We start from the raw sequence: 15,541 nt of genomic DNA on the forward strand, positions 1-15,541 counted from the left end.
CTACAGTACATCCCCCCACTGTGGATTGGAGCAAAGCCATTGTTCAAAAAACACGCATGTTACTTGAGCATTTGCCTGCTCGTTGCACCATTGGTCGCGACAGCCGATGCGCTGCCGGACGCCGCGTTACCCGTCGCGCCGCCAACGTTGGTCGCCACGGCGCCGGTGCAGCAGGCCCTGGGGCAACTGGCCAGTGTTTGCCCCAGCCTGGCGCCGCAGATCGATGCCGCCGTGCAAGCCCGTCTGCAAGCCTTCTACCAGCAGCAGGGCGATGTGCCTTTATGGACCGCCGATGAGCGTCGGCAAGCGTTGCACGCTCAGTTGCTGATGCTCGCCGACGACGGCCTGGACCCCACCCACTATAGCCTGCCTGCGGAGGACGCCACGGCTAACGTGCTGTGCAGCGATATCGACAGCAGCCGGCAGTACCTGCAAGCCCTGCAGGATCTGCATTACGGGCGCCTGCAGCAGTCGCGCTTCGAGCCCCTGTGGCACTCGCAGCCGCCGGCCCATGACCCGGATACCGAAGTGCTGGCCTTTGCCGCCGCCGGCCTGCAGGACATGGCCCAGGCCTTCGACCAGGCGCGCCCCAGCGCCGATCTTTATCGCAGCTTGCGCAACGCCTATTCCGCCGTGCGCCAACGACCGTTGCCGCATTGGGACCCGGTCGCCACCGGCCCGCTGCTGCGCCCGGGCATGGAAGACCCGCGCGTGCCCGAACTCGCGCGGCGCCTGTACAGCGGCGGCTACCTGGCCAAGGCACCGACCGGCAACAGCAGGCAATATCGCGACGAGTTGGTCAAGGCGGTCAAGGCCTTCCAGCTCAGCCACTCGCTGCAGGCCGACGGCGTGATCGGCACCGGCACCGTGGCCGAACTCAACGTCAGCCCGGCCGTGCGCCGCGAACAACTGCGCATCAACCTCGAGCGTTTTCGCTGGCTGGCCCAGGACCTGGAACCCGAAGGCGTGCTCGTCAACGTGGCGGCCGCGCAACTGAGCGTGTACCAGAGCGGCATCCCGGTGTGGCAAACCCGCCTGCAAGTGGGCCGCGCCGAACGCCAGACGCCGCTGCTCAAGTCACGCATTACCCGCTTGACCCTCAACCCCACCTGGACCATCCCGCCGACCATCATGCGCGAGGACAAGTTGCCAGCAATTCGCCTCAACCCCGAATACCTGCGCCAGCAGAACCTGCAGGTGCTCGACGCCCAAGGCCACCCGCTGGCGCCCGACCAGGTCGACTGGGCGCGCCCTGGCAATATCCTCCTGCGCCAGGAAGCCGGCCCCCGCAACCCGCTGGGCAAGATTGTGATGCGCTTCCCCAATCCCTACTCGGTGTACCTGCATGACACCCCGAGCCAGCCGCTGTTTACCAAAGGGCCACGGGCGTTCAGTTCGGGGTGCGTGAGGGTCGAGCAGCCGTTGCTGTTGCGCGACCTGCTGGTGAGCCCGGCCGAACGCGCGCGCACCGACGAACTGCTGGCTACCGGCCTGACCCACGAATTCCGCCTGGCCACGCCGGTACCGGTGTTGTTGGGCTACTGGACCGTGCAGGTCGACGGCCAGGGCGACCTGGTCTACGCGCCGGACATCTACGCGCGTGACCCGGTATTGATGAAGGCGATGGGCAGCGTCCTCTAACCCACCCAAACCCTGGCCCCTGGGCTCCTGTGGCGAGCGGGCTTGCCCCGCGTTGGGCTGCGCAGCAGCCCCATCACACCCCCAACATCCGCTCCCGCCTGATGGCTGACGCCGAACACCGTGCTCCCGCAACTGCTCCCGCCCCGACGGCCACACGCCCAGATGCCCTATTTCAAATAGCAGGCGCTGATCCAGTCTGCCGGCTTGGCCGAGAGCTGCATTGCCACGGGTCGGTAGCGCGGGTCCAGTTGCGCAGCCAGCCAAAACAGGCTTGCGCTGCTCCTGGGCTGCCAGGCGCCGCTGTAGCCAGCCTCGCCAACGCCGGCGCGGTCTTTGTCGAATTGAACATGGGTGTGCACGAACTCCTGATGGCTGCGCTCACCCGTGGCATACGGCACCAGCCAATCGAGGGCGGCACCCAGGGATGCGCCATTGGCGGTGCTGGTCAGCCAGTTGCCACCCACCCCGTAGGGCTTGGCCGCCAGCGCGGCCTGCACCAGCGGCTCAAGGTCGTAGACCACGTAATGCAGGGCGTCGCGGTCGTGGAAGTCGGTCACCGAGCCATCGGGCAGAATATTGTCGGCGACCTGCTGCTTGAACAGGTGATAGGCCTGCTCCAGCATCACCCGGTCCCCCAAGGCGGCCGCCGCCACGCTGACCAACTTGACGCGGTGGCTCTGCCAGTTATTGGTCTGCGTGCCTTTTTTCGGCGGGTGAAACTGTTCGATGCGCGCGATGTAGCCGTTGCCCAGTTGGCTGATCAAGCGGCGACTGGCCTCGCGGGTAGCCGGGTCCAGATGGTCGGCGGTCAGCGCGTAGGCGCTGATCAGCATGTCGAGGTTGGTCTCGTCGATGGGGTTGAAGTCCGGTTGGTACACCCCGGCCCACGCGGCGAGGTAGGCATCGACCTGCTTGAGGTAACGCGCATCGCCGCTCAAGCGCCAGGCCAGTGCCGCCTGGCGCATCACCGGCCAGTCCTGTTCGGCCGCGATGCTCTGCTCGCGAATGCCGTGGTGCGGCAAGGTGCCTTCGGTGTGCACATGCGCCAGGGGCTGGGGCAGGTCACCCACGTGACGTTGCGCCGCCACGAGCAGCGCGGGGGAGGCGGGATTTGTCGCGACGGGTTGGCAAAGGCTTGCCGCCGAGGCCGCGTGGGTAAACGCCGCCAGTATGGCAGCCAGGGTCAAGATGGTTTTTTTCATGAAAAGCTCTGCCGGACGCGAACCCCGTCACGCTAGCACGCAGCCGGCGAGCGTTTGATGAAACTCCCGTCAACTCAGTATGCTGGCGCACCCACCGGTCGATACCAGGACGCGCCATGACCTTGCCCTTTGTGAAGATGCACGCCCATGGCGACGACTTCATCATCATCGACCGCCGTGGCCTCGATGACCCGATCACCCCCGAAGTCGCCCGCCGCCTAGGCGACCGTCACACCGGCATCGGCTTCAACCAGCTGGCGGTGGTGCTCGATTGCGAAGACGCCGCCGCACGCATCAAGTTCTGGAACCCCAACGGCACGCCTTTGGCCACGTGCGGCAGCGCCACCCGTGGCGTGGCTGATCGGCTGATGCATGAAACCGGCGCCGATTCGGTGGTACTGCGCACCGATCGCGGCCTGCTGACGTGCGTGCGCGAGGCGGGGCGGCGAGTGTCGGTGGACATGGGCGCGCCGTCGCTGGACTGGGCCGCGGTGCCGCTCGCCGAGGCCATGGATACGCGCACGTTGCCCATCGAGGGACGTCCTGCGGCGTGCAGCATGGGTAACCCGCATTGCACGTTTTTTGTGCAGGACATCGCCGCTGTCGACGTCGCGGCGCTGGGGCCGGCGCTGGAAATCCATCCGTTGTTCCCGGCGAAGACCAATGTGCATTTTGTGCAGGTGCTCGATCGCGGGCATATCCGCCTGCGCATCTGGGAGCGCGGTGGCGGCGTGCCGCTGGGGTCCGGCTCGTGCTGCTGCGGGGCGGTGGTCAATGGCATCCGGCGTGGGCTGCTCGACGCCACCGTGCAGGTGCAGTGCGATGGCGGTACGGTCACGGTGCACTGGGACGGGCAGGGCGGTGTCGTGCTGACCGGCAGTGTGGCGCCGGTGATGCAGGGCAGCGCCTACGCGTTCGAGTGTTGATCAGGTACAGTCGGCGCCTTCAGGAAGAAACTTCAGGTAACAATCATGATGCGGTGGTTGCAGCAATCCGTCTTGAGTCTGCTGGTGTTGATGGCCTGCAGCCTGTTCATCAGCGCCCAGGCCGACACTTCGCCGATCGGCGTGGCCCTCGACCAACGGGTCATCGACCTCTCCAACACCCTCGACCCTGGCACCACCACCCGCCTGAAGGAGCAACTTGCCGCCCTTGAACAACGCAAAGGCGCGCAGGTGGCCGTGCTGCTGGTGCCCACCACGGGCGGCAGCAGCATCGAGGATTATGCCAACCAGCTGTTTCGCGCCTGGAAACTGGGGCGCAAGGACGTCAACGACGGCATCCTGCTGGTGGTGGCCAAGCACGACCGCAAGGTGCGCATCGAGGTCGGCTACGGCCTTGAGGGCACCGTCACCGACCTGCTCGCCCACCGCATCATCGAAGAACACATCACCCCGGCATTTCGCCAGGGCGACTTCGCCGGCGGCGTGGCCCTGGGCGTGAACGACCTGGTGGTGCTGGTGGACGGCGGCGACTTGCCCAAGGTCGCCGGCCCCGGCATCAATCCCCAGGCGGTGGCGGTGTTACTGGCGTTTATCGTCGGCGGCATCGGCGGCGTGCTGATGGCCGCCGGCAAGCTGCCTTGGCGCCAGGCCTTGATGCTCACCGTCGGGGTCTCGGTGGCGCTGGCGGCACTGGCCGGTGGGCGGGATTGGCCGATGTACCTGCTGCTCTTGCCGTTGACGATCCTGATCGGCGGCGCGACCTTCGGCGCCTTGTGGCTGGCGCGCACGGTGTTTTACTGCGTGATCGGGTTGCTGGCCTACATCGCGGCCTTGCTGGTGGCGGACCGTTTCGTGGCGGTCAGCTTTGTCCATTGGCTGGCCTTGCCCCTGGGCGCGCTGGCCGTCCTGGGGGCGTACCTGGCGCTGTGGGTGGTCATGAGAGACGCCTGGAAGACCAGCCCCATGGGATTTGCGGTGCGGCTGCTGGCGGCGGTCGCGGTGTACGTGGCCGCCGGGTTGATCGCCGACGCCGGGCGTGACGGCTGGCTGGTGGCGTTTCCGATTGCTTCGTTCGTGGCGCTGTTCATCTTTGGCAAGACCGCCGCCGGCTCGGGTTCCGGTTCGGGCGGCAGTTCATCCGGTTCAAGCTCCAGCAGCTCCAGCTCCAGCAGCAGCTCGTCCGGTGGCGGCGGCTCCAGCGGCGGCGGCGGGGCTTCAGGGAGCTGGTAAAGCCGCTAGCGCGGCTTGTAGCCGACCCAGCCCTTGAAGCTGAAGCCGGCATAAAACAGCTCCACCCCTTCAAACCCGGCCTCGCGCATCAAGGCTTCATCCGTCTCGGGCGATAGTACCGGCAGCTGCGCGCTGATCGCGGTAATCGCCCGCTCGGCGTCCGCCACCGGCACCCCCGAATCCACCGCGAACGCCGCATAGCGCTGCAACCAACGGGCCTTGTCTTGCGCGGCCTGCGGGAAGCTGTGGTGCGCCACAATCAACGGTGCCCCTGGCAGCAAGCGCTGCCACAATGCCTTGAGGGTTTGCAGGCGCTGCTCCTGCGGGATGAAGTGCAAGGTCAGCAAGCACGTGGCCCCATCGAACGGCCCCAGCGGCGCCGTGTCGATGTAACCCTCGTGCAAGTCGACGCGCTCATTCAGCGGGCCCAATGTCGCCTGCGCCAGTTTCAACATCTCGGCCGCCGGGTCCACCCCCACAAAGCGCCAACCCGGCTCGGCGTCGGCAAAGCGCTTCAACTCCAGGCCGCCACCCGCGCCGAGTACCAGGACCGTGCCGGTAGCCGGCACGCTTTCGCGCAGCAGCAGGGTGGTCATGCGCTGCAGGCCATCGAAGCCCGGCACCAGGCGCACAGGGCCTTCGGCGTAACGGGCGACGGCGTCGGGGTCGGAAAAAAAGCTCATGGCAGGGCTCCTGCGGGGTTGGCGAGGGCTAAACCCTACTGTGGCAAATCGGCAGTGGCAATCGGTTCAAGAAATCCACGATGATGTCGATAGGATCTCATCGACCACAAGGACCGTTCCCCCCGATGAAACTGCTGAAACTCGCTGCCATCTTGACCCTGCCACTGCTCGGCGCCTGCTCCGACTACCACTACAAGAACTACCAGGGCGACTGGGCGCCGGAAAAACTCCACCCTGTCGACCTCTCCAACAACGCGCCGGACGCGGTGCTGGTGTACTTCGACACCTGGCGCGAACGCGAGCTGGGCGTGCCGTTTCACCGCCTGGCACTTGCGGTGGAAGTCGACGGCGTAACGTTGCCGGGGGCGGGTCGCCAGTCGATTCTCAACGTGAGCGGCGAACAGGCCCTCAAGCTCAGCCCAGGCAAACACTCGCTGCGCTGGTGCAACGTGTCGATGAACGCCCTCGGCACCGGCGGTGCGTTCTGCAACGAAGGCGCGGACGACGTGGAGTTCAAGGCCGGCAGACGCTACCTGGTCAGCTACCGCCTGACCGCCAGCACCCGCGGTGTGGGGCCGAACTACAGCACTCAATACCGCACCTATTCGAGCATCAAGGACCTCGACTCCCAGGAGATCATCTATCCCAGCGCCGGCACCGGCACGTTGATCTCCAATGATTGATGCCCACGGCCTGTGTGCGCAAACGGCCGGCCATCACGTGCTGAAGGCCCGCCTGCCATGACCTGCCTGATTCGCGACGCGATCCCGCAGGACGCCCTGTGCATCGGCGTGCTGGGCATGCAGGTGTTCCTCGACACCTACGCCACCGAAGGCATCCGCAGCGCCATTGCCAAGGAAGCGCTGCACGCCTTTGCACCGGAATCCATCGCCCAACTGATCGCCGAACCGGGCACGGCATTGATCGTGGCCGAGGTGAATAACCACTTGGTTGGCTTTGCCCAGATCCAACTCGAGGCCGGCCACGCGCTGATCGAAGCGGCCAACGTCGCCGAACTGCAACGCCTGTACATCCAGGAGCGGTTCACCGGGCGGGGTATCGGCAATCAATTGCTGCACGCGGCGGAGCAGCGCGCGGCATCGGCGGGTGCTGCGTTGTTGTGGGCGACGGTGTGGGCGGGGAATGCGCGGGCGCTGGGGTTCTATCCTCGGCGCGGCTACGCCGTGCTGGGCGCGCCGACGTACACGTTCCAGGGGGAAACCCATGAGAATCGCTTGTTCGGCAAAGCCCTGGACGCTACAGCCGCTTAGATAGAAATACGCGGCAGCTGCCAGCCGGTTCACACGGGATTTCACCAAAGCGCAGCCAACCATGCCGCTCGTAGAAACCCGGTGCCTGGAAGCTGAGGGTGTAGAGCACCGCATTCGTACAACCGCGCCGCCGCGCTTCGTCTTCGAAGGCGTGCAGCAACTGGCTGCCCAGGCCGCTGCCGCGCAGGGTCTCGGGCAGGTGGAAAAGGTCGAGGAAGGCGGTGCCCAGGGTGGTCTTGCCGGTGATGCCACCGAGGATTTGCCCGCTGGCATCCTTGATCAGCACGTTCAGCGGCCGGCGGTCGTTGCCGCCGGTGGCGGCCGTATTGAAGGCGGCGAGGCCGTTGCCGAGGATGCGCTCGGCGTCGGGGTTGGCGTGGTCGCTGATTTCAATGAGCGGTGGCGTCATCGTCGGGTATCTCAGTCGAGGAGGCAGGCACTTTAGCCTGCATTGCCTCCTCTTCCAATGGCTTCTCCCGGGCCGCCAGGCGTGCTTTGTTGTCGGCCTCTTCACGCGCCTGTTGGTCGCGGTGCATTTGCGCTTCCATGTCCTTCATCTGCTGGCGATTCTGCTCGGCAAACTGACGCATCTGCTCGCGGTTCTGCCGCGCTTGCTCATCGGCCCGTTGGCTGGCTTCGCGCTGAAACTGTGCGAAGGAACCGTTGCGTAGGTGTTCAATGTCCTGGGCCGTGGCGCCGAAGGCCAACGGCACGGTCGAGATCAAGGTGGCGGCGAACAACACAGCGGTAACGCGGCTAATCCGATTCCTGGACATCAAGGCACTCCGAGTCAATTCGTGGTGCCTTGTTGGACGTCGCCAACAGCATAAGTTCCAAGCGTTGATATTAAAAAGCCATCACCATTTCATGCCACGCCATCCCGCCATGATCCGAAGGCGAAGGGCGCACGTAGGTGTAGCCCATGCGGGTGTACAACGGCACATGCTGTTCCTTGCACATCAAGTGAATCGTCTGCTTGCCCAGCGCCTGCATGCGCTGCACAAACTCGGTCATCAGCCGCTTGGAATAGCCCTGGCCCTGATGCGCCGGGTCGACCACCACCGACATGATCACCACATTCGGTGCCTCGGCCGAATGGCCCACCAACTCCTTGAACGCTTCGTCCGACATCACCACGTCATGGGCGCAACCCGAGTTGATGAAACCCACCACCTCGCCATCGGCTTCCAGAATCAAGAAGCCCTGCGGGTACTGCGCAATGCGCGTGGCGATCTTCTCCAGAGTCGCCGCCTCGTCGCCTTCGTAGGCGGTTATTTCAATCTCGAAGCAACGGGCAGCATCGGCGGGGAGGGCGTTGCGGAAGGTGAGGGCGGGCATGGGCGTTTCCTGGAGGGTTGAGCGAAAGACCCCATGATAACGGCGTGCCCCGGCCATCGCCATCGCGGGGGCTGCGGCGAGCACACAAGCAAAAATGTGGGAGCAACTGTCGAGGCCCGGCGAGGTGGCGAAGGCGGCGGCATTGCTGGCATTTTCTTCGGCTGACACACCGCTTTCGCAGCCTCGCTAAAGCTCGACGGCTCCCACAGGGGATTTGCGTTTCAATCCCACAGGGATTTGCGGTGCCGGCCTTGTTTTCAATTAGGCACCCTCGGATCACACCTCACTACGTCATCAGCCCCCTGCGGGCGGTGGCACGACACTCAATGCGCGACGTCGCTGAAAAATGAAAAAACCCTCCACACCCTGGCCTCGATGCCACGATATGGAGGGTTCCAGACATCACAATCGAATCACTTCAAGCCGTCAGCTCACACCCCTTCCACCAATTTCCCGCCATGCATACGGCGTTTATAGGCACTGTCGCGACTCGCCAACCAGAAATACAACGGCGACGTCACCACCAACCCCACCACCCAGGACAGATCCGCGCCGTTGATGTGTTCGGAAATCGGCCCTACATACAGTGGCGTGTTCATGAACGGAATCTGCACCGCGATCCCGACCGCGTAGGCCAGCAGCGCCTGGGGGTTGTAGCGGCCGTAAATCCCGCCATCGACGCGGAAGATCGAGGCGATGTCGTATTGACCTTTGTGAATCGCGTAGAAGTCGATCAGGTTGATCGCCGTCCACGGCACCAGCACCACGAGCAGCACCAGCACCATGTCGACGAAGTGGCCGATGAAGTCCTTGGAGGCGAACACGGCGGCAATCGCGCAGGCGGCGAGCACCAGGATGGAGATTACCGCGCGGCTTTTGGCCGTGGGGATCCAGCGGTAGGCGAAGGTCTGGACCAGGGTGATGATCGACAGCACGGCGCCGTAGAGGTTGAGGGCGTTGTGGCTGATCACGCTGAGCAAGAACAGCACGAGCATCAGCGGGCCGATGGCGCCGGTGGCGAGTTTGACCGCGTCCATGGTGTCCATGCCCACCGGGGTGGCGAGGACGGCGACGGCGCCGAAGATGAACGACAGGCTGGAGCCCAGGGCGGAGCCGAGGTAGGTGGTCCAGAAGGTCGAGGCGACCGGCACGTCGGCCGGCAGGTAGCGCGAGTAGTCCGACACGTAGGGCGCGAAGGCGATCTGCCACAGCGCTGCGAGGGACACGGTAGCCAGCCAGCCGGAAATGTTGAAGCTGCCGCGTGTCAGGAAGTCGGTGGTCTGCACATGCGTGAAGATGTAGCCGAAGCCCAGCACGATGCCGGCGCCGAGCACCCAGGTGCCGATGCGGTTGAGCACATGGATGAAGCGGTAGCCGATGATGCCGATGATCCCGGAGCCAATGGCGCCGATCACGATGCCCACCGGCACGGGCACGGCATCGACCACGCCGTGCAGGGATTTACCCGCGAGCACGATGTTGGAGGCAAAGAAGCCGATGTACATGACGCCGGCGATCACCACCACCAGCAGCGCGCCGAGGGAGCCGAACTGCGCGCGGCTCTGGATCATTTGCGGGATGCCCATTTGCGGGCCTTGGGCTGAGTGCAGCGCCATCAGCACGCCGCCGACCAGGTGGCCGACGAGGATAGCGACGATGCCCCAGATCAGGTTGAGGTGGAACAGTTGCACACCCAGCGCACCGGTGACGATCGGCAACGGCGCGATGTTGCCGCCGAACCACAGGGTGAACAGGTCTCTTACCTTTCCGTGGCGATCTTCCGGGGGCACGTATCCAATCGTGTGTTTTTCGATAAGCGGGGCGGAGGATGTTGCAGTGGTAACCATGACGAGCTCCAAGGCAAGGTGAGTACGTGGACGTACTTCGCTGTGCGCCGCCTGCGCGGCGCTTTGTTGTTGGAGTGATCATCTGCAATGGGCGCAGGGAGGTAAATTAGTAAGTTTGTTGCTATAGACCTTAAAAAATATCGCTCGCGCTTTGCCGCGCTCCGGTATGTTGCCTACACCTGTTTTGCGGGCGAAGTCCCACGTTTCTGGAGGTCCCGATGGCTGCCTACAACTTGCGCCAACTCAGATATTTTGTCACCACGGCCGAGTGCGGCAGCGTCGCCGAAGCGTCGCGCAAGCTGTATATCGCGCAGCCGTCGGTGTCCACTGCGATCAAGCAGCTCGAAGACAGCTTTGGCGTGCAGTTGTTTATCCGCCATCACGCCCAGGGCGTGTCACTCACCCCCAGCGGCGCGCGCTTCTATCGCAAGGCCCTGGAGCTGCTGCGGGTGGCCCATGAGTTCGAACAGAACGCCCTGGCCGACAATGACGTGGTCGCGGGGCAGATCGATATCGGCTGCTTTGAAACGGTGGCACCGCTGTACTTGCCGCGCTTGATCGCCGGTTTCAAGGCGCGCTGGCCGGGGGTGGAAATCCGCATCCGTGACGGCGAGCAGCAAGAACTGGTACAGGCGCTGACGGCGGGCAGTATCGATGTGGCGATGCTCTTCGAGCATGACCTGGGCGCGACCATCGAGACCACGCCGCTGATGCCGCCGCAGCAGCCGTACGCGTTGCTGCCGGCGGATCACCGCTTTGCGCAGCAGGCCAAGGTATCCCTGGCGGACCTGGTGCTGGAACCGATGATCTTGCTGGACGTGCTGCCGAGCCGCACGTACTTCGTGAGCATCTTTGAAGAGCGCGGGCTGACGCCGAATATCGTGTTCAGCTCGCCGTCGATCGAGATGGTGCGGGGCATGGTGGGACGGGGCTTTGGCTTTTCGATTCTGGTGACCAAGCCATTTACCGAATACACCTATGATGGGCAGAAGGTCGCGTGCGTACCGCTGGCGGAGACGGTGACCGGGTCGGGGTTGTCGGCAGTGTGGTTGCGCCGGGCGCCGCTGACCAAGCCGGTGCAGTTGTTTGTGGATTACTGCCGCGAAGAACTGGCGCGCTTGCTGGGGTGAATCTGCACGGTTTTCTGGCAAGCACTGGAGATCAATGTGGGAGCCGGGCTTGCCCGCGATGGCGGTGGGTCAGTCGCCCCAGGTGTGGCTGATGTGACGCTATCGCAGGCAAGCCAGCTCCCACAGTAGAGGAGGTTGCCGGGAAGAGCGCGCGCTTACTGGAATGAACGCAGGGCAAAATGTGGGAGCGGGCTTGCTCGCGAAAGCGGTGGGTCAGTTGCCAGGATGTGGCTGATGTACCGCTATCGCAGGCAAGCCAGCTCCCACAGTAGAAGGGGGCTGCCGGGAAGAGCGCGCTTACTGGAGTGAGCGCAGGGCAAAAATGTGGGAGCGGGCTTGCTCGCGAAAGCGGTGGGTCAGTTGCCAGGATGTGGCTAATGTACCGCTTTCGCAGGCAAGCCAGCTCCCACATTGGTGACCTGTGTTGCCTGCAGATAGACGGTTCACACACGGATTGAGTCGAGCATCCGCCGCAGCATGGCATCACACCCCGCCAGTTGGTCGACACTCACAAACTCATCCGGCTTATGCCCCTGGTCCATGCTCCCCGGCCCGCATACCACGGTGGGGATGCCCACCGCATCGAACAAGCCACCCTCGGTGCCAAAGGCCACGGTGCCGAACTCACGTGAACCACTGAACGCGGCAATCAACTCCGCGGCCTGGCTGCGTTCGTCGGTGACCAACCCCGGATAGGCCGACAGCTCGGTAAAGTGAATCGCACTCTGCGCGCTGACCGCCTGCATGCGCGGCAGCACCTGCTGCGTGGCATAGGCTTTCAACGCGTCGGCCACTTCGCCTGGGTCCTGCGACGGCAACGCGCGAATCTCGAAGTCGAAGCGGCAATCGGCGGGCACGATGTTGAGTGCCTTGCCGCCACTGATGACGCCGGTCTGCACGGTGCTGAACGGCGGATCGAACCGCGCGTCCTGGGTGCCACGCAGCTGCTGGCCGATGCGTCCCAGTTCACCGATCAACTCGGCGGCATGTTCAATCGCATTCACCCCGTACGGCGCGTAGGCCGAATGGCAGGCCTCGCCATGCACGTCGCAGCGCATCGCCAGCTTGCCCTTGTGGCCCAGCACCGGCTTGAGCTCGGTGGGTTCGCCGATGATGCACAGCATCGGTTTCACCGGGCGTTGCTCCAGCACCTTGAGCAACGAGCGCACGCCGAGGCAGCCGACCTCTTCGTCATACGACAGGGCGATATGCACCGGCATCCGCAACGGCGCCTCGACCAACGCCGGCACCAGCGCCAGCACACAGGCGATATAGCCTTTCATGTCTGCCGTGCCACGCCCAAACAATTTGCCGTCGCGTGCGGTCAACTCGAACGCCGGCACCGTCCAGGGCTGGCCGTCCACCGGCACCACGTCGGTATGCCCGGACAGCACAATGCCGGGCAATTGCACCGGGCCGATGCTGGCAAACAGGTTGGCCTTGCTGCGGTCCTCGTTGTAGATCCGCTCGCTGACCACGCCGAAGCTCGCCAGGTAATCGTGCACAAACTCGATCAACTGCAGGTTGGATTCGCGGCTGGTGGTGTCGAACCCCACCAGCGTGCGCAGCAACGCCTGGCTCTGGCTCATCGCTCGTCTCCGGCCACGCCGTAGCCGGGCGAACGGTCGGGGGCGAGGGCGCGGTCGATATAGTCCTGCACTTGCGGGCGGTAGGCGTCCCAGAGTTTTTGCAGCGCGCCGATTGGCGCCTCGTCCGCCCAATCGACCCGCAGGTTGATGATCGGCCAGGTCAGTTCGCCCACCACCACCAGTGCGGCGGAGTGCACCGGGCCGGCTTCACCACCGGCGGCGATGGCGGCGTGCATGGCGGCCAGGAGTCGGTCCGCCAACTGCCCTTCGGCCAGTTCAAAGGCGGTGACCATTGCGTCGATCACCGCGCGGTCAGCGAGCATATTGCCGGCCGCCACGCATTGCTCGCCCGATACGGCGTTGTGGGTGCCGAGGGTTTCGCTGCCGCTGAAGTGCACGCTGCGGCCCAGGTGATCAATGGCTGTGAGCTGTCGGTACTGGCTGTAGCCATTGCGCGTCAACGCGGTGTCGATGGCCTCGTCAGGGGCGAGGCCTTGTTCGAGCAAATCGAGCACGTCCGGGCCCAGCGCCGGCAGCGTGATGTTCTGGGTCGACACCGCACCCACGCCGGGCCGCAGCCACGGGCAACGGGCGCCCACGGCAATGCTTGAGGAACTGATGGCAATGCCCAACTGGCCGGTGTCGGCGCATCGGGCGACGATGGAAAACGTCATGGGCAGCTCCTTATTCGGGAATAACCGCGATCACATCGATTTCCATCAGCCACTGCGGCTGGCCCAGGGCCGAGACGACCAGCCCGGTGGAGATCGGGAACACACCCTTGAGCCACTTGCCGACTTCCTGGTACACCGGCTCGCGGTAGCGCGGGTCGATCAGGTAAGTGGTGGTCTTGACGATATGGCTGAGGTCGCTGCCGGCTTCTTCGAGCAGTTGCTTGACGTTGCGCATGGCCTGTTCCGCCTGGGCGCGTGGGTCGCCGAGCCCGACCAGGTTGCCGTCGAAATCGGTGCCGACCTGGCCGCGCACGTACACGGTATTGCCGGCGCGCACGGCCTGGCACAGGTCATTGTCCAGGCTCTGGTTGGGGTAGGTTTCCTTGGTGTTGAACATGCGGATGCGAGTGTGGGTAGGCATCTGGAAAACTCCGAAAAATAAGGGGTCAGGCGCTGACAGGTGTTTTGTGAGCCACCGGGGCGGCGTCGCGGTATTCGAGGTATTGGCGCTGGATGGCGATGTGGTCGGCCACGTACTTGGCGTCGTGCCAGACGCCCCAGATAAACGACGAGCCGCGACGTGACTGCCAGGGCAAGCCAAGGAAGTAGATTCCGGCTTCGCTGGACACGCCGCGCTGGTGTTGCGGCTTGCCGGCAGCGTCGAATGCGTCGACTTGCAGCCAGCTGTAATCCACGGCAAACCCGGTGGCCCAGATGATCGAGGTGATGCCGGCCTTGGCCAGGTCAAGTTCCAGGATCGGCTGGCGGATGCAGTCTGCATCGGCGAAGACACGGCGCGCCTCAGGCTCCAGCGGCAGGTCCAGACCGTTGCGCTCGATATAGGCATCGGCCGCGTCCAGCAGGGCCAGGTAGTTCTCGTCACCGCGGGCCAGGTTCTCGACCAGATTGGGCTGGAAGGTGGCAACACTGCCGTCGAAGGCTTGGGTCAAGCCGACCAGGGTCATGCCGTGCTGGGCCAACTCGCGAAAATCGATGGTCTTGCCGCCATGGGCGCCGCTCACCGCGATGGTCACGTGCTCGCGGCCAGGCTTCATCGCCGCCTGGTCCCACTCGCCCAGCACGCCCAGCCACCAGCAGAAATCACGGTTGCGGTAAGCGCGCGGCGGGCGGTCGTGGGCGCCGACCGAGAGGTACACCTGGCGACCGGAGCGCTGCAGCTCATCGGCGATCTGTACACCGGACGAGCCAGCGCCCACCACCAGCACGGCGCCGGCCGGCAGTTGCGCGGGGTTGCGGTAGTCGGCGGAATGCAGCTGGTGCAGCGTGGTGTCCTTGGGCGCAATCGCCGGGATCACCGGCTTCTGGAATGGCCCGGTCGCGGCCACCACGCGGTTGGCTTCGATCACGCCTTCGCTGGTGTGCACGGTGAAGCCTGGGCGGCCGACATTGCGCACCACTGAGGTCACGTCCACGCCGGTACGGATCGGCGCGTTGAATTTGCGTGCATAGGCCTCGAAGTAATCCGCCACCCGCTCTTTTGGCGCAAAGCCATCGGCGGCGACGTCATCGAATTCCAGGCCCGGGAAGCGGTCGTGCCAGGCCGGCCCGTTGGCGACCAGCGAATCCCAGCGCCCGGTGCGCCAGCGTTCGGCAATCCGGCTGCGTTCCAGCACCAGGTGGGGCACGCTTTGCTTGCTCAAATGCTCGCTCATGGCCACGCCAGCCTGACCGGCTCCCACCACCAGGGTATCTATTTTTGTTATCGCTACAGTCATGTGTCTGTCCTTCCGTAATGCAGTTGGATTCAGCTCGGGCATGACTTCAAGGCTAGGGGGAGGGCGGTTATTAATAAAATATTATTAAGCTGGGAAGTGAGCATAAATATCGGATGCAGAGCCGTCGCCCGCGGCGTTAAAGGGCCTCCTCCTTTCGGTGTGGGAGCGGGCTTGCCCGCGATTGCAATCTGCCCGGCGATAGCGTTCCATCTGACTCACCGACAGCGCGGGCACGCCCGCTTCCACAAGGTTTTCG

The 15,541-nt window shown here is 64.4% G+C and carries 16 protein-coding genes; 6 read left to right on the top strand and 10 right to left on the bottom strand.

The genetic code is table 11. The features are described 5' to 3' along the window. Positions 1-39: 39 nt before the first annotated feature. A complete protein-coding gene (locus BBG20_RS23365) occupies positions 40-1,641 on the top strand; it encodes a L,D-transpeptidase family protein (protein ID WP_065907621.1) in 1,602 nt (533 codons plus the stop codon). A 167-nt stretch (positions 1,642-1,808) separates the two neighbouring features. Here BBG20_RS23365 and BBG20_RS23370 read toward each other — a convergent pair whose 3' ends face one another. Beyond that, positions 1,809-2,843, bottom strand: a complete 1,035-nt coding sequence (locus BBG20_RS23370) for an alginate lyase family protein (protein WP_065907622.1) — start codon at positions 2,841-2,843, stop codon at positions 1,809-1,811. Positions 2,844-2,959: 116 nt separating this feature from the next. On the opposite strand from BBG20_RS23370, the gene dapF reads away from it, so the two are divergent. Together dapF and BBG20_RS23380 are read left to right on the top strand one after the other, a co-directional pair. Beyond that, complete coding sequence (dapF, locus tag BBG20_RS23375) at positions 2,960-3,769, top strand: diaminopimelate epimerase (RefSeq protein ID WP_065907623.1); 810 nt, start codon at positions 2,960-2,962, stop codon at positions 3,767-3,769. Between the two features lie 45 nt (positions 3,770-3,814). Further along, the gene (locus BBG20_RS23380; protein WP_065907625.1) at positions 3,815-5,017 is read left to right on the top strand and encodes a TPM domain-containing protein; all 1,203 of its coding nucleotides are present in this window, start codon (positions 3,815-3,817) and stop codon (positions 5,015-5,017) included. A 5-nt stretch (positions 5,018-5,022) separates the two neighbouring features. Here BBG20_RS23380 and BBG20_RS23385 read toward each other — a convergent pair whose 3' ends face one another. Beyond that, on the bottom strand, positions 5,023-5,700 hold the full coding sequence (locus BBG20_RS23385; protein ID WP_065907627.1) for a class I SAM-dependent methyltransferase: 678 nt from the start codon (positions 5,698-5,700) through the stop codon (positions 5,023-5,025). 125 nt (positions 5,701-5,825) lie between these two features. On the opposite strand from BBG20_RS23385, the gene BBG20_RS23390 reads away from it, so the two are divergent. Continuing rightward, on the top strand, positions 5,826-6,383 hold the full coding sequence (locus tag BBG20_RS23390; protein ID WP_083221467.1) for a hypothetical protein: 558 nt from the start codon (positions 5,826-5,828) through the stop codon (positions 6,381-6,383). 57 nt (positions 6,384-6,440) lie between these two features. Then, positions 6,441-6,971 (top strand): GNAT family N-acetyltransferase, encoded by a 531-nt coding sequence (locus tag BBG20_RS23395; protein WP_065907629.1) that lies wholly within the window; start codon positions 6,441-6,443, stop codon positions 6,969-6,971. Here BBG20_RS23395 and BBG20_RS23400 read toward each other — a convergent pair. The 4 genes from BBG20_RS23400 to BBG20_RS23415 form a co-directional block, all read right to left on the bottom strand. After that, positions 6,958-7,380, bottom strand: a complete 423-nt coding sequence (locus BBG20_RS23400; RefSeq protein ID WP_065907630.1) for a GNAT family N-acetyltransferase — start codon at positions 7,378-7,380, stop codon at positions 6,958-6,960. The two genes, BBG20_RS23395 and BBG20_RS23400, sit on opposite strands and share 14 nt — an antisense overlap. After that, the gene (locus BBG20_RS23405; protein WP_141697314.1) at positions 7,361-7,747 is read right to left on the bottom strand and encodes a hypothetical protein; all 387 of its coding nucleotides are present in this window, start codon (positions 7,745-7,747) and stop codon (positions 7,361-7,363) included. Before BBG20_RS23405 ends, BBG20_RS23400 begins: the two co-directional genes overlap by 20 nt. A gap of 70 nt (positions 7,748-7,817) precedes the next feature. Beyond that, a complete protein-coding gene (locus BBG20_RS23410) occupies positions 7,818-8,309 on the bottom strand; it encodes a GNAT family N-acetyltransferase (RefSeq protein WP_065907635.1) in 492 nt (163 codons plus the stop codon). A 431-nt stretch (positions 8,310-8,740) separates the two neighbouring features. After that, on the bottom strand, positions 8,741-10,156 hold the full coding sequence (locus BBG20_RS23415; RefSeq protein WP_065907637.1) for a purine-cytosine permease family protein: 1,416 nt from the start codon (positions 10,154-10,156) through the stop codon (positions 8,741-8,743). A 218-nt stretch (positions 10,157-10,374) separates the two neighbouring features. Here BBG20_RS23415 and BBG20_RS23420 point away from each other — a divergent pair, with 218 nt between their 5' ends. Then, entirely contained in the window at positions 10,375-11,286 is a 912-nt protein-coding gene (locus tag BBG20_RS23420) for a LysR substrate-binding domain-containing protein (RefSeq protein WP_065907639.1), read from the top strand. Between the two features lie 443 nt (positions 11,287-11,729). On the opposite strand, the gene argE is transcribed toward BBG20_RS23420, so the two are convergent. Genes argE through BBG20_RS23440 form a run of 4 tightly spaced genes read right to left on the bottom strand, consistent with a single transcriptional unit; the run spans position 11,730 to position 15,327 of the window. Next, the gene (gene argE / locus BBG20_RS23425) at positions 11,730-12,875 is read right to left on the bottom strand and encodes an acetylornithine deacetylase (protein WP_065907641.1); all 1,146 of its coding nucleotides are present in this window, start codon (positions 12,873-12,875) and stop codon (positions 11,730-11,732) included. Beyond that, positions 12,872-13,549, bottom strand: coding sequence for a DUF1028 domain-containing protein (locus BBG20_RS23430; RefSeq protein ID WP_065907643.1), 678 nt, complete (start codon positions 13,547-13,549; stop codon positions 12,872-12,874). The genes argE and BBG20_RS23430 overlap by 4 nt, the downstream gene beginning before the upstream one ends. Before the next feature lie 10 nt (positions 13,550-13,559). Continuing rightward, the gene (locus BBG20_RS23435; RefSeq protein ID WP_010171793.1) at positions 13,560-13,970 is read right to left on the bottom strand and encodes a RidA family protein; all 411 of its coding nucleotides are present in this window, start codon (positions 13,968-13,970) and stop codon (positions 13,560-13,562) included. Between the two features lie 25 nt (positions 13,971-13,995). Further along, on the bottom strand, positions 13,996-15,327 hold the full coding sequence (locus BBG20_RS23440) for a flavin-containing monooxygenase (RefSeq protein WP_168167072.1): 1,332 nt from the start codon (positions 15,325-15,327) through the stop codon (positions 13,996-13,998). Positions 15,328-15,541: the final 214 nt, after the last annotated feature.

The sequence above is a fragment of the Pseudomonas aylmerensis genome (assembly GCF_001702265.1).
In the GTDB taxonomy this organism is placed as follows: Bacteria; Pseudomonadota; Gammaproteobacteria; order Pseudomonadales; family Pseudomonadaceae; genus Aquipseudomonas; species Aquipseudomonas aylmerensis.

Coding starts and splice junctions, on each gene's coding strand:
- BBG20_RS23370 (WP_065907622.1), bottom strand. CDS start 2,843: ATGAAAAAAACCATCTTGACCCTGGCTGCCATACTGGCGGCGTTTACC.
- dapF (WP_065907623.1), top strand. CDS start 2,960: ATGACCTTGCCCTTTGTGAAGATGCACGCCCATGGCGACGACTTCATC.
- BBG20_RS23380 (WP_065907625.1), top strand. CDS start 3,815: ATGATGCGGTGGTTGCAGCAATCCGTCTTGAGTCTGCTGGTGTTGATG.
- BBG20_RS23385 (WP_065907627.1), bottom strand. CDS start 5,700: ATGAGCTTTTTTTCCGACCCCGACGCCGTCGCCCGTTACGCCGAAGGC.
- BBG20_RS23390 (WP_083221467.1), top strand. CDS start 5,826: ATGAAACTGCTGAAACTCGCTGCCATCTTGACCCTGCCACTGCTCGGC.
- BBG20_RS23395 (WP_065907629.1), top strand. CDS start 6,441: ATGACCTGCCTGATTCGCGACGCGATCCCGCAGGACGCCCTGTGCATC.
- BBG20_RS23400 (WP_065907630.1), bottom strand. CDS start 7,380: ATGACGCCACCGCTCATTGAAATCAGCGACCACGCCAACCCCGACGCC.
- BBG20_RS23405 (WP_141697314.1), bottom strand. CDS start 7,747: ATGTCCAGGAATCGGATTAGCCGCGTTACCGCTGTGTTGTTCGCCGCC.
- BBG20_RS23410 (WP_065907635.1), bottom strand. CDS start 8,309: ATGCCCGCCCTCACCTTCCGCAACGCCCTCCCCGCCGATGCTGCCCGT.
- BBG20_RS23415 (WP_065907637.1), bottom strand. CDS start 10,156: ATGGTTACCACTGCAACATCCTCCGCCCCGCTTATCGAAAAACACACG.
- BBG20_RS23420 (WP_065907639.1), top strand. CDS start 10,375: ATGGCTGCCTACAACTTGCGCCAACTCAGATATTTTGTCACCACGGCC.
- argE (WP_065907641.1), bottom strand. CDS start 12,875: ATGAGCCAGAGCCAGGCGTTGCTGCGCACGCTGGTGGGGTTCGACACC.
- BBG20_RS23430 (WP_065907643.1), bottom strand. CDS start 13,549: ATGACGTTTTCCATCGTCGCCCGATGCGCCGACACCGGCCAGTTGGGC.
- BBG20_RS23435 (WP_010171793.1), bottom strand. CDS start 13,970: ATGCCTACCCACACTCGCATCCGCATGTTCAACACCAAGGAAACCTAC.
- BBG20_RS23440 (WP_168167072.1), bottom strand. CDS start 15,327: ATGCCCGAGCTGAATCCAACTGCATTACGGAAGGACAGACACATGACT.